This window comes from Cohnella suwonensis (genome assembly GCF_042655365.1).
In the GTDB taxonomy this organism is placed as follows: Bacteria; Bacillota; Bacilli; order Paenibacillales; family Paenibacillaceae; genus Cohnella; species Cohnella suwonensis.
Genome location: NZ_JBHSMH010000036.1, coordinates 24,902 through 37,741 on the forward strand (window position 1 = coordinate 24,902; position 12,840 = coordinate 37,741).

A 12,840-nucleotide genomic window follows, 5' to 3' on the forward strand; every position below is an offset into this window, starting at 1 on the left:
ACAATATCGGGAAGCTAATCGCTTCACCGGGAGTTCGAGCCGGCGTTGACGCCGAGCATGCCGCCGAATGCGCCGGACAAACACGTGACGAGCAGCAGCAGCGGCACGGCGGTCGTCCAGCTCGCGTCCGTCGCGAGGAAGCTGATCGTCATGAGCAACAACGTGTACAGAAATCCGTTCGTCATGCCGAAATACCAGCCGCGTCTGCCCGAACGTTTGGCCGACGCGAATCCGCCCGCGAGAGTGGCGCAGCCGTGCACGCCGAACACCCAAGGCAGCATGCCCGATTCGCTGAACGACGAGCCGGTCAGAAGGGCAGAGAGCAGAAGCGCGCCTACCGCAAGCCAAATGCCGGACCAATACAAGCCGGAAACGACGGGAGAAGCGTTGCGCAAGCTTAAGACGCGCGTCAACGTATCCATGGAAATCACTCCTTTAAAAAAATCGTACTCTTTTGTTAAAGCTTATGGCGATTGTCCCCGGCATAGTACAGGCTCGGGAGCGGGAACGCGGGCGATTCCCATTTTTTCTGCGAAACGATAGGGAATGACGCCGGGGGCCGACGGTGACAATATAAATCCTGCTACAAAATCGCGATTTGGCGGAGGGAAGAACATGGAGCTGGCGGGCATTTTGCTTCGAACGTTGTTCATGTATTTCTTCATATTCCTGATCATGCGGATGATGGGTAAACGCGAAATCGGCAAGCTCTCCGTGTTCGATTTGGTCATCTCGATCATGATCGCGGAAATCGCCGTCATCGTCATCGAAACGACGGATAAATCGCTTTATTTGGCCGTGGCGCCGATCGTGTTGCTGATGGTCGTTCAGATGGGAATCGCTTTCGCCTCCTTGAAGAGCCGGAAGATCAGGCTGCTGGTGGACGGCAAACCGAGCGTCATCATCCGTGACGGTCGATTGAACCGAAAGGAAATGCTGAAGCAGCGGTACAACCTTGACGATCTGATGCTGCAGCTTCGCGAAAATCAAGTAACGAATATTGACGAAGTGGAGTTGGCCGTGCTGGAATCCACGGGCAAGCTGTCCGTCATCGTGAGAGAGCAGCACGGCAACCGAACGGAAAGCACGACCCATCTGCAATCGTCGCCGGGCGCCGAAAGAGAAAGCAACGAGGAGGAATACGCAAAAACGTCTAATTCGCCGAAATACCGCTACGAGTTGCTTCCTTTGCCTCTGATCCTGGACGGTCAAGTACAGGACGATAACCTGGAGAAGATAGGCAAAACCCGATTTTGGCTGAAGAGCGAGTTGGGTCGCTACGACGTGGAGAACTTCAAAACCGTCTTTTTCTGCAGCATCGATCATCGGGGCAAGCTATACGTCGACAGAAAATAAAGCGTTGAATTCGACAAGGCACGCAGACTTTAAGTCGGCTTACGCGGGCGGAAAAAGCGGCCGAGCAAAGGCAATCGTTCCGCATCTCGGCGGTCGATGATTCTCAAGACGACGAGCAACGACAGATAAGACAACGTGGCAAGCGTACCTGTTACGAACAAGTTGGCGATATCCGCCGTTAGCGGACTTTCGTTCCAACACCACAACGCGACGGCGCTCATGACGATCATCGCCGACGTTACCTTCAGGAAGTCGAATGGATGCATCCGGAATCCGGTGAGCCGGGCGACGCTGATCCAGTGGAGCAAAGTAACGAGCATCATATTGACGCCGATGGCGATAACCGCGCCGCCGATGCCGAATTCGGGCTTGGCGGCTAATTGCACGATGAGCAGCAGCTTCACCGCGGCTCCCGCGAACGTGTTGAACAGAGCGGTGCCCGGCCGGTCGAGCGCTTGCAAGGCGGCTTGAAGCGGCGCTTGCATATAAAGGAAGATCGCCAAGGGGGCAAGCCATCGGAGCATGTCCGCCATCGAATCGTCGCCGTATAGCAGCGAACAGAGAGGACCGGCCAATAACCCCATGAGCACGACGAACGGAGCGCCTGTCACGACGGCGAGTCTCATCGACTGATGCAGACGAGCGTGAATGGTCGCCCAATCTCCCCGAGAAGCGGCTTCCGACAAAGAAGGAACGAGTGAAACGGCAAGCGAGTAAGTGAGAGCGCCGGGCAATAACAGAAGCGGGATCACCATCCCTTGCAACGCGCCGTATTGCGCGGTCGCTCCCGCCGCCGTAACGCCGGCGATCGTCAAGCAGCGGACGGTCAATATCGACTCGAGCAAGTAGGAGAGGGAACCGATCATTTTGCTTCCGGTAACGGGGATCGCGGTTTGCAGAACCGCTCTCGTTCGGCTCGGGGGACGCGGATAGGGTCGGGCCCTCTTGACGGACAGGGAAGAGACGGGCTCGGCGATCGTCGCCGTACCCGCACGGGCGTTCTTTCGGTCGCCGATCAATTGCGCGCCCAACACGGCAAGACCCGCCAATTCGCCGACGACCATGCCGAGTACGGCACCGGCGGCGGCGTATTCGAGTCCGTAAGGAAGGAAGGCCCAAGCGAACGCGATCGTCAGCACGACTCGGAAAACCGTTTCGGCAGTCGACGACAAGGCGGAAGGGATCATATTCTGCTTGCCTTGGAAATAGCCGCGCCAGACGGAAGAAGCGGCGACGAGGGGCAGCACGGGGATCATCGTCAGGAAAGCGGTATGGACGCGCGGATCGGTCATGATCCGTGTCGCGATGAAATCCGATACTAAGAAGCAAATTCCCGCCAAGACGAGGCTGAAGCTCAATGAAATCATCAAGGCCGTCCGAAGAATGCCGCCGGCTTCCCGCGCGTCGCCGCGCGCGTCCGCTTCCGCGACGAGCTTGGCCACCGCGAGAGGAATGCCTCCGGCGATGAGCGTGAGCAGCACGACCGTGAAAGGGAATACGAGTTGAATCAAGCCTACGCCTTCGGCGCCGATCATGCGCGGCAGCGCGATTCGCGGGACGAAGCCGAGAATGCGGTTGAGCAGCCCGGCGGCCAGCAAGATCATCGCCCCTTGGATGAACGATTGTTTGCGCAAAGACATGGAATCCCTCTTTCCTCTATCGTGCCTGCCCCGTCCGGGGTTAGTCCATATGTATGCGACGGTTGTCCGACTTCATGCCTGAGGCAGGATTTTCGGAGCTCGCATCGAATAGCTTCTATATGAAAGTGTTCAAAAAGCCCGGTTTTCAGCACCGAGAAGGTTGAAAGAAGCTAGGGAATGAGGATCGGAGCGTAGGCAAACCTACGTGAGAACCGGAAGTCCCGGCTGAATTCAAGATTCGATGTCGAATAAGCTTCTTGATTCACTTCGTGATCAAAATCGGGCTTTTTGAACAACCTCTATATGAACGTTATCGGGCCCAAGGTCAACTATCAGTCCGGGAGGGATCGCAGCAGTGGACAACGAGGAACGGCAACCGGCCGAAAAGCTGAACGAAGCCGAACTGAACGAAACGATCGAGCAATTATGCCGCAGCAAAGCGGAAGAATTCCATTTGATCGGTTACGATCAGGTAAGCGGGGCGGACGTGTGGGAATGCGTAAGCGATAAGTACCACAAGATGGGAATGCCGCCGCTGCACGAGATCGTCAACGACATTTTATCGCTGAAAGTGACTCAGTTCATGAATTACATCACGCTCAACATGTATAGGGGCGACATGAGCAAACGTTAAATTCGCCAATGAAGCCTTCTCCTCGCGAGAAGGCTTTCTTTTTGACTTCTTTTTGGCGGCGTAGGTATAATAGGAACATTGAGATTCGAAAGGGGACCGCATACAGAGATGAAACGACTATTGGCTTTCGTGCTCGTCGTCCTAGTCGGCTTCGGCGTCATGGGCATTTTCACGCCGAAGCTGCTCGACGGCACGAAGCTCGGCCTGGACCTCAAGGGCGGAGTGGAAATTCTTTACGAGGCGCATCCGATCACGGAAGACGGCGAGGTCACGAAAGAGTCGCTGAACAAGACGGCGATGAGCCTCGAAGATCGCGCGAACAAAAGCAAAGTCGCGGAACCCGAAGTGACGACGGAAGGCAAAAACCGCATTCGTCTGAAAATCGCCGTTTCGACGGGAGAAACCGACAAGGAACGCGACGAAGCGGTACAGAAGATCCGCGACCTGATGAAGCGTCCGGCGGAACTGCAGTTCCGCAGCGCGGACGGTTGCGCGGACGGATCCTATTGCAAAGTCGAAATGTACGGCAACGAATTCAAAGAAGGCGCGGCCAAAGTCGAATACGATAGCTTGAACGAACCGATCGTACGGATCGAAGTCAAAGAAAAAAGCAAGCTGACGGAAGTATCCACCCGGCTCGTCGGTAAGAACCTCGCGATCTACTTGGACGATAAAGAAATTTCCGCCCCGGTCGTACAGTCCGTGCTGGACCAAGGCACGGCGGTCATTACCGGCCAAGACTCGCGCGAAGAAGCGCAAAACTTGGCGGACGTCATCAACCTGGGCGCGTTGCCGCTCAAGTTGACCGAGAAGTATACGCAAAGCGTCGGAGCGACGCTCGGCAAGCAATCGCTGCACGATACGCTGTTCGCCGGCGGTCTTGCCTCCGTGCTGATTCTTGCATTCATGCTCGCGTTGTATCGCCTTCCGGGCATCGTCGCAAGCCTTTGCCTCATTACATTTACCTGGCTATTGCTCGGCGTCTTCTATTTGATGGGCGCCACGCTCACGCTTCCGGGCATCGCTGCGTTCGTGCTCGGCATCGGCATCGCGGTCGACTCGAACATCATTACGGCGGAACGCATCAAGGACGAGCTGCGCAATGGCAAGACGATCGCCTCCTCGCTGCGGGCGGGAGCGAAAAACAGCTTCCGGACGATCATTGACGCGCATATTACGACGATTATCGCCATGACCGTGCTCTACTTCATGGGCCACGGTATCGTCAAAAGCTTCGCTATCGTCATGATCGCCAGCATCGTCGTCAACATCGCGACGAACGTGTTCCTCCCTCGCTACTTGCTCTCCTTGCTGGTCAAGAGCGGATATTTCAACAAGCCGTCGCATTATAGCGTGAAGGAGAGTGAGATCAGTGCGCTCTAAAAGAACATTCGACTTCGTCCATACCAGCCGTCGTTTTCTGACCGTTTCCGCCTTGATCTTGCTGATCGGGTTGGTCATGCTCGGAATCAAGGGCCTTAATTACGGCATCGATTTCAGTTCGGGCACTTCCGTCGATGTCACGATATCCAAAAAGCTCGAGGAAAGTAAAGTCAAATCGTTCCTCGACGAACAGAAGCTCGGCGATTATACGTTGACTTCCGCGGAATCGCGAGAATCGATCCGCTTCAAGAACGCGCTCACCGACGTGGAAGAGAAGAAGCTCAAAACCGACTTCCAAGCGCAACTCGATCCTGACGCCTCGTTCGAAGTGTTTATCGTCGACGTGGAGATCGCGAAGGAACAACAGCGCAACGCGATTATCGGACTTCTGGTGGCGAGTCTCGGCATCATCGTTTACGTCAGCATCCGATTCGAATGGCGGTTCGCGATTTCCGCGGTCGCGGCGCTCTTGTACGACGCTCTATTCGTCATTTGCTTGTTCTCGATTTTCAGGCTCGAAGTCAACTTGCCTTTCATATTGGCGGTACTTACGATCATAGGTTATTCCATCAACGATACGATCGTTATTTTCGACCGCATCCGGGAGAACCTGCGCTTCGCGAAAATCAAATCCCGCGAAGATCTCGACCGGCTCGTGAACGACAGCATCTGGCAAACGATGGCGCGGTCGATCAACACGGTCATTACGGTATTGATCGCCGCCGTTTGCTTGTTCGTGTTCGGCGGAGAATCGATCAAGTTGTTCTCTCTCGCGATGATCTTCGGTCTTGTCAGCGGCGCTTATTCTTCCATCTTCATCGCAAGTCAACTCTGGTTGTACTTGAAGAAAAAGCAACCGATCAAGAAAGCGGTCGCCGTGAAACCCCAAAGCACGCCATAATCGCCGGATAGTCGGATAAGGAAGAGAGCGGCGCAGTCGCAACCGGAAAGGGGGAGCTCTAATGGCGATGGAACAACGTTCCGTTTCGGCGGAACGAGGGTCTCTGGTCTCGTTGTGGGGGTTGCTCGGATTATGCGTGCTGAAAGGCGCCGCAGGCTGGGTAACGGGAAGCAAGGCGCTTCTCGCCGACGCCTGCCAGTCCGCCGCGGATTGCGCGGGCACGATGACCTCCTACCTCGGCATTCGCCGCGCAAGAATGAACCCGAACGCATCCAATCGGGCGAAGCAACACCCGGAAGCGGTCGCGGCGATGCTGTTATCCGCCGTGCTGCTCGTCGCGGGCATCGAAATCGGCGTGTCGTCGGTCAGATCGTTGGCTAACGGTCCCGATAAGGCGCCCGGCGTCGGCGCGGTCGTCGTCATTGCCGCCGGCATAGGCATCCGGGAAGGTCTCGTGCGCTACAAGCGCAGCCGGGATTCCCGTTGCGGCATGAGAGGCGATCCTCTCGCGGACAACCGATCGGACATTTTCGCTTCTTTGACCGCCCTCGTCGGTACTTCGGGGGCGGTCGTGGGAGAAATGTACGACAAGCCTTTCCTTTACGCGCTCGATCCGGCGGCCGGCGTCGTTATCTCGGCGTTCGTCGTCCGAATGGGCTACCGGCTCACGGCGGGCGCCTTGCGCGCGACCGAACGAAGCGTGCTCGAAGAATCCGACGCGCAGACGATTCTCGAAGCGGTGCAACGCGTCGACGGCGTCGTGGCGGTGGACGAAGTCAAGGCGAGGGAACAAGGTCACTACTTGGTCGTCGACGTGATCGTCCGGGTGAATCCGCGTATGAGCGTATTCGAAGGGCAAGACGTCGCGATAAGGGTGCGCAGGCAGCTGACGAAGAGGTTCCTGCACGTCATGGACGTGATCGTGAACGTACAGCCGTACGATCCGGGTTTTCCTTACAAAACGAATCATCAAGACGAAGAGTTATCGACGTTATTGCAATAATCGGGGAGAGCGCGGCATAGCCGGTCTGCTTCCTTCGCGAATCCGCCGCCTCGGATGACGGCGGATTTGTTTTTTTACGGAGCTTGGAGAGGAGCGGCCGAATTGATCAAATCCAAATATAGATGGGATATGCCGAAGGCGGACGAGAGCGAATCGGCGAAGCTGGCCGAGAAGCTCGGCATCGACCGGCTGACGGCCGCCGTGCTGGCCGAGAGAGGCCGGGCGAGCCGGGAACTGGCGGAAGCTTTTCTCGTCGCCGACGAGAGCGGACTGTTGGATCCTTTCGCGATGAAAGATATGAAGGCGGCCGCCGATAGAATCAGCCGGGCGGTCGCGGACGGAGAATTCATTCGGGTATACGGGGACTACGACGCGGACGGAGTGACGTCGACGGCGCTGATGACGCGACTGCTGGCGAAGCTCGGCGCCCGTTACGATTACTATATTCCCCACAGGAGCCGGGAAGGTTACGGTCTTAACGTCGGCGCGATCGATTCGGCGGCCGAAGCCGGGGTGAAGCTGATCGTAACGGTCGATAACGGGATCAGCGCCGTTCAGCAAATCGCGCACGCGGCATCCCTCGGCATCGACGTCGTCGTGACGGATCACCATGAACCGCCTGAGACGTTGCCGGAAGCGGTCGCCCTCGTCAATCCGAAGCAGAAGGATTGTCCGTATCCGTTCAAAGGGCTATGCGGCGCGGGCGTCGTCTTCAAGCTGGCGCACGCGATGTTCGGCGGACCCGTTCCGGAATTCGCCGACTTGGCGGCGATCGGCACGATCGCGGATTTGATGCCTCTCGAAGGGGAGAACCGGATTATCGCGAAGTTGGGGCTCGAGCTCATGCGGCGCGAACCGGTGCCGGGCATCGCCGCTCTTGCGAAAGTGTCCGGCGCGAAGGCGGAAGAGCTGTCGAGCGGACGGATCGCCTTCTCCCTCGCCCCCCGGCTGAACGCGGGAGGACGGCTGGAGCATGCCGGCATCGCCGTGAAGCTGCTGCTCGCGGAAGAGGCCGAAGAAGCGGAAGAGATCGCCGCGGAGCTCGATCGGCTGAACGTCGAACGGCAAGAGTTGGTAGAACGGACGACCGCCGAGGCGGATGCCATGTGGCGAGCGGCATCGGCGTTCCCGGACGGCAGGCCGAGAAAGGCGATCGTCTTGGCGAAGGAAGGCTGGAACGCGGGCATCGCCGGCCTCGTCGCCTCGAAGCTCGTCGAGCGCTATTATATGCCGGCGATCGTGCTGGCATGGGACGAAACGACGGGCATGTGCAAAGGCTCGGCGCGTTCGATCGAAGGTTTCGATCTATTCGCCGCGTTAACGGCATGCGTGGACTTGATGGACCATTTCGGAGGCCATCAGGCGGCGGCCGGCATGACGCTGGAAGCGGCGAAGGTCGAGGCGTTGGGGGAACGGCTTCACGGCTTGGCGGAGGAACGGATCAGCGAGGAGGACTGGCAACCGAAGCGGAGGGTCGACCTAAAGGCATCGATCAGGGAGGCGACGCTAGCCGCCATCGACGGATTGTCGAAGCTGGAGCCGTTCGGCAACGGCAATCCGACGCCGCGCGTCGCGATCCTTGGCGCGGTCGCGAAGGAAAGCCGGACGATGGGCAAGGAAGGCAAGCATCTCCGCGTGACGTTCGAGCAAGACGGTCGCACGATCGAAGCCGTCGCGTTCGGCATGGGCGAGGAGAGGGTACGATTAGCCGAGGGCGTTCGGTATGACCTGCTCGGCGAGTTGAACGTGAACGAATGGAACGGCAATCGCAAAGTCCAGATGATGTTGAAGGACTACCGGTCCGACCATTTGTTTGTTCACGATCGGAGGGCTAGCGGGCAAAGTTGGACGTCGGCCGTCGATCAGCTGTTGGCGCGCGAAGGCATCGCGGTCGGATCGAACGCGGCGGACGACTCCCGTACGGCCGGAGGCGAAGCGAGCTTTGCCCTTCTATGCGCGACGGATGAGGCTTACAGGGAAGCGCAGGAGAGGTATGGCGCCCATGGCGTACCGATCGGTCTATGCGCCGACGTAAGCGAACCGATCGAAGGCATGGCGGGCGAGATCGCGGCGACGGGAGAGGAGCGGCAAGGGAGTGTCCGGAAATGCCGTCACGTCGCGCTGGTCGGCTTGCCGGACGATGAACGGGGCAAGGCCGTCTTGCGGCGTTGGCTGATGTCGTCCCCCGATCTGGAAAGCGCGACGGTGCTTGCTTTCGGAGAGTCGTCGGTCTCATCTGCACCGGCTTCCTCCTCGGAGCCCGGAGAATTCCCGGAGCGCAAGCATTTCGCGGAAATCTACTCGCTATGCCGGACCAAGGTTTCTTGGCTCGACAGCCCGGACGGCTTCCTGCGGGAGTCCGCGCTGAATACGGGCTGGCCGCTTGCGACGGTGCGGATGATGCACGACGTGTTCATCGAGCTCGGGTTTATCGCCGCGAACGGGGCTTCTCGCAAGTTCGTCGCGAACGCGCCCAAGCGCGACCTCGACCAATCGGCCCGGTACCGCAAAGCCCGCGACGGGGCCGCGGTCGAGCCCGCGGCGCGGGGGTTGTCCGCCCTGTCGCCGGAGGCGCTTAAGGGTTGGTTGGAGGTGTGCCACGCCTCGGCGAACCGGTAATCCGGCTACCTTCTTCCTTCTCTAGCCAAGCCCGGGTGAAAAAGTGTATAATGCAGTTCGTGCGTACCGCAGAAGCCGACCGGCGACATGCGGACGGAAGTTAAATATAAAATGAAGTTCAAAAAGTTCGGTTATCAGCACCGAGAAGGTTGAAAGAAGCTAGGGAATGAGGATCGGAGCGTAGGCGAACCTACGTGAGAACCGGAAGTCCCGTGCAGCATTCAAGATTCGACGTCGAATAAGCATCTTGAAATCGCTTCGTGATCATAGCCGGACTTTTTGAACTACCCCTATAAAGGAGTTTGATATTGGTGAATTTCAAAGACTACATCCGGGTCATCCCGGATTTTCCCCAACCGGGCATTCGGTTTAAGGATATCACGACGCTTCTGAAAGACGGCGCGGCCTATCGCGCGGCTATCGACGCGCTCAAGGAACTCGTCAAGGAGAAGCAAATCGATCTGATCGCGGGACCGGAGGCGCGCGGCTTCGTCGTCGGCGCGCCGCTCGCGCTCGCGCTGGGCGTCGGCTTCGTGCCGATCCGCAAGAGCGGCAAGCTGCCGGGCAACACGGTCGAAGAGAGCTACGACCTGGAATACGGCAAAGACAAGCTGGCCATTCACAGCGATTCGATCACGCCCGGACAGAAAGTGCTGATCGCGGACGATTTGCTCGCGACGGGCGGCACGATCGCTACTTCGATCAAGCTGATCGAGCAGCTTGGAGGAGAAGTCGTCGGCGCGACGTTCCTGATCGAACTCGGCTACTTGGACGGACGCGAGAAGCTGCAAGGCATCGACGTGTCCTCGCTGATCACTTATGAATAGAAGCCAATCGAAGACATCCACGCCGGCGACGGCGTCCGGATGTCTTTTTTCGTCTTCGCCGCCTTGCGGATGTCGCACGGGCGCCTATGCGGTCATATTTTGAAAGCAAATCGCGGAATAGGCGCCGAGGTTGACGTTTTACGCGGCGAAGAGGCATAATGGTAGCAATAACTTTCAGGGGATACTTTCGGCGCCGGGCGCCGGCGGAAAGGAACGCGGCATGGGCATGGGCACAAGCATGGACACGCTTCTCGAGAGAGCGGCCACATATATGAAAGATCAGGACTTGCGCAAAATCCGCGAAGCCTACGATTTCGCCGAAGAAGCGCATCGGGGACAAGTCCGCAAATCCGGGGAACCTTACATTTTGCATCCGATCGCCGTCGCCGAAATTTGCATGAACATGCAGATGGACGTCACGACGGTCATGGCGGCTTTGCTTCACGACGTCGTCGAGGATACGACGGTATCCGTCGACGACATTCGCGAACGCTTCGGCGACGTCATCGCGGGCCTCGTGGACGGGCTAACGAAGCTGGAGCGCATTCAGTTCCAGTCGAAGGAAGAGCAGCAGAACGAGAATTACCGCAAAATGTTCGTGGCGATGGCCAACGACATCCGGGTTATTCTGATCAAGCTGGCCGACCGCCTCCATAACATGAGAACGCTCAAGTTCCAGTCGGAGGAAAGCCAGCGGAGAATCGCGCAGGAGACGCTCGATATTTTCTGTCCGATCGCCCACCGGCTCGGGATCAGCGCCATCAAGTGGGAGATGGAGGACATCGCCCTTCGTTTCCTGAATCCCCAGCAATACTACCGGATCGCCCATCTGATGAAAATGAAACGGACGGAACGGGAGCAGCACATTACCGAGCTGATCGAGCGAATTCGCGAGAAACTCGAAGAAATGGGCATTCAAGGCGACATCTCCGGCCGCCCGAAACATATTTACAGCGTCTACAAGAAAATGTCGAGCCGCAACAAGCAATTCAACGAGATTTACGATTTGCTGGCGATTCGCATTCTCGTCGAGAACGTGAAGGACTGTTACGCTACGCTTGGTATCATCCATACGCTATGGAAGCCGATGCCTGGGAGATTCAAAGATTACATTGCCATGCCGAAAGCGAACATGTACCAGTCGCTTCATACGACGATCGTCGGTTCGACCGGCGAGCCGACGGAAGTCCAGATCCGCACCTGGGATATGCATCGTACGAGCGAGATCGGCATCGCGGCCCACTGGGCTTACAAGGACGGCAATACGACGGGCGTCGCTCCGAACAGCTTCGGCGAGAAAATGAACTGGTTCCGCGAGATCATCGAGCTCCAGCACGAGACGCGGGACGCGGCGGAGTTCATGGAATCGCTGAAGATGGACTTCTTCACCGATCTCGTGTTCGTGTTCACGCCGAAGGGGGAAGTGTTCGAGCTGCCGGCCGGCGCCGTTCCGCTCGACTTCGCTTATCGCGTTCATACGGAAGTCGGCAACAGGACGATCGGCGCGAAAGTGAACGGCCGCATCGTGCCGCTTGACCATAAGCTGAAGACGGGCGACATCGTCGAGATTCTGACGTCCAAGCATTCGTACGGTCCGAGCCAGGATTGGCTGAAGATCGCGCAATCCTCCCATGCCAGAAGCAAAATCCGTCAGTGGTTCAAGAAAGAGCAACGCGAGGAAAGCGTCGACAAAGGACGCGAGTTGCTCGACCGCGAGCTGAGGAGATTGGGCCTCGATCCGCAGGAATTCATGACCGAAGAGAAGCTCCAGGAAGCGGCCAAGAAGTTCACGTTCAACGACGTCGAGGACATGATGTCCGCGATCGGCTTCGGCGGCATCACGGCGCCGCAAGTATGCACGAAGCTGACGGAGAAAATGCGCAAAGTAGCGGAAGAGGCGCAGCAGATCCAGCTCACCTCGGAAGTGAAGGAGATGAAGGCGCCTTCGTCCGGATCCGGATCCGAGAAGAAGAGGGCGAACCAGGGCGTCAGCGTCAAGGGCGTCGACAATTTGCTCGTCCGGTTCGCGCGTTGCTGCAATCCTGTTCCGGGAGACGGGATCATCGGCTATATTACGAGAGGGCGGGGCGTGTCCGTTCACCGGACGGATTGCCCTAACATTCCCGCCGGCGAAGACGGGGAAGAAGCGGCGCGCGTCATCGAAGTCGACTGGGAAGACGCGGTGGAATCGAACTATAGCGTCGAGATCGAGATTCTCGGCCACGACCGCCGCGGACTGCTTAACGAGGTGCTTCAAGCGGTGTCCGAGAGCAAGACGAACATTTCGGCCGTGTCCGGCCGCTCCGATAAAAACAAGATGGCGATCATGCATATGACGATTCTGATCCGCAACAAGGATCATCTGCAATCGGTCGTCGACAAAATCAAGAGAGTCAAAGATATTTTTTCCGTGCAACGAATGATGCAATAACGGATATACAAGCACGCCTGCGATCGCGGACATCATAGGAACATTC

At 57.7% G+C, this 12,840-nt stretch carries 10 protein-coding genes; 8 read left to right on the forward strand and 2 right to left on the reverse strand.

Going from position 1 to position 12,840, the window contains the following annotated elements:
* Positions 1–23: 23 nt before the first annotated feature.
* Positions 24–422, reverse strand: a complete 399-nt coding sequence (locus tag ACFPPD_RS12105) for a TIGR04086 family membrane protein (protein WP_209750398.1) — start codon at positions 420–422, stop codon at positions 24–26.
* A gap of 193 nt (positions 423–615) precedes the next feature.
* Between ACFPPD_RS12105 and ACFPPD_RS12110 the strand changes: the two genes are divergently transcribed.
* The gene (locus tag ACFPPD_RS12110) at positions 616–1,356 is read left to right on the forward strand and encodes a YetF domain-containing protein (protein ID WP_209750396.1); all 741 of its coding nucleotides are present in this window, start codon (positions 616–618) and stop codon (positions 1,354–1,356) included.
* A 29-nt stretch (positions 1,357–1,385) separates the two neighbouring features.
* On the opposite strand, the gene spoVB is transcribed toward ACFPPD_RS12110, so the two are convergent.
* Positions 1,386–2,996, reverse strand: coding sequence for a stage V sporulation protein B (spoVB, locus tag ACFPPD_RS12115; protein ID WP_209750394.1), 1,611 nt, complete (start codon positions 2,994–2,996; stop codon positions 1,386–1,388).
* Positions 2,997–3,351: 355 nt separating this feature from the next.
* Between spoVB and ACFPPD_RS12120 the strand changes: the two genes are divergently transcribed.
* The 7 genes from ACFPPD_RS12120 (at position 3,352) to ACFPPD_RS12150 (ending at position 12,794) form a co-directional block, all read left to right on the forward strand.
* The gene (locus ACFPPD_RS12120; protein WP_378082356.1) at positions 3,352–3,630 is read left to right on the forward strand and encodes a post-transcriptional regulator; all 279 of its coding nucleotides are present in this window, start codon (positions 3,352–3,354) and stop codon (positions 3,628–3,630) included.
* 108 nt (positions 3,631–3,738) lie between these two features.
* Positions 3,739–5,013, forward strand: a complete 1,275-nt coding sequence (gene secD, locus ACFPPD_RS12125) for a protein translocase subunit SecD (RefSeq protein WP_378082359.1) — start codon at positions 3,739–3,741, stop codon at positions 5,011–5,013.
* Positions 5,003–5,914 carry a protein translocase subunit SecF gene (gene secF, locus ACFPPD_RS12130; protein ID WP_378082361.1) on the forward strand — a complete coding sequence of 304 codons (912 nt, stop codon included), beginning with the start codon at positions 5,003–5,005 and terminating at the stop codon, positions 5,912–5,914. The genes secD and secF overlap by 11 nt, the downstream gene beginning before the upstream one ends.
* A gap of 61 nt (positions 5,915–5,975) precedes the next feature.
* A complete protein-coding gene (locus ACFPPD_RS12135; protein WP_209750392.1) occupies positions 5,976–6,917 on the forward strand; it encodes a cation diffusion facilitator family transporter in 942 nt (313 codons plus the stop codon).
* 102 nt (positions 6,918–7,019) lie between these two features.
* Positions 7,020–9,536: a single-stranded-DNA-specific exonuclease RecJ gene (gene recJ / locus ACFPPD_RS12140; RefSeq protein WP_209750390.1), complete on the forward strand. Its 2,517-nt coding sequence runs from the start codon at positions 7,020–7,022 to the stop codon at positions 9,534–9,536.
* Positions 9,537–9,847: 311 nt separating this feature from the next.
* Positions 9,848–10,363: an adenine phosphoribosyltransferase gene (locus ACFPPD_RS12145; protein ID WP_209750388.1), complete on the forward strand. Its 516-nt coding sequence runs from the start codon at positions 9,848–9,850 to the stop codon at positions 10,361–10,363.
* 220 nt (positions 10,364–10,583) lie between these two features.
* Positions 10,584–12,794 carry a RelA/SpoT family protein gene (locus ACFPPD_RS12150; RefSeq protein ID WP_209750386.1) on the forward strand — a complete coding sequence of 737 codons (2,211 nt, stop codon included), beginning with the start codon at positions 10,584–10,586 and terminating at the stop codon, positions 12,792–12,794.
* The last annotated feature ends 46 nt before the right edge of the window (positions 12,795–12,840 follow it).

Coding starts and splice junctions, on each gene's coding strand:
- ACFPPD_RS12135 (WP_209750392.1), top strand. CDS start 5,976: ATGGCGATGGAACAACGTTCCGTTTCGGCGGAACGAGGGTCTCTGGTC.
- spoVB (WP_209750394.1), bottom strand. CDS start 2,996: ATGTCTTTGCGCAAACAATCGTTCATCCAAGGGGCGATGATCTTGCTG.
- secD (WP_378082359.1), top strand. CDS start 3,739: ATGAAACGACTATTGGCTTTCGTGCTCGTCGTCCTAGTCGGCTTCGGC.
- ACFPPD_RS12105 (WP_209750398.1), bottom strand. CDS start 422: ATGGATACGTTGACGCGCGTCTTAAGCTTGCGCAACGCTTCTCCCGTC.
- ACFPPD_RS12110 (WP_209750396.1), top strand. CDS start 616: ATGGAGCTGGCGGGCATTTTGCTTCGAACGTTGTTCATGTATTTCTTC.
- ACFPPD_RS12150 (WP_209750386.1), top strand. CDS start 10,584: ATGGGCATGGGCACAAGCATGGACACGCTTCTCGAGAGAGCGGCCACA.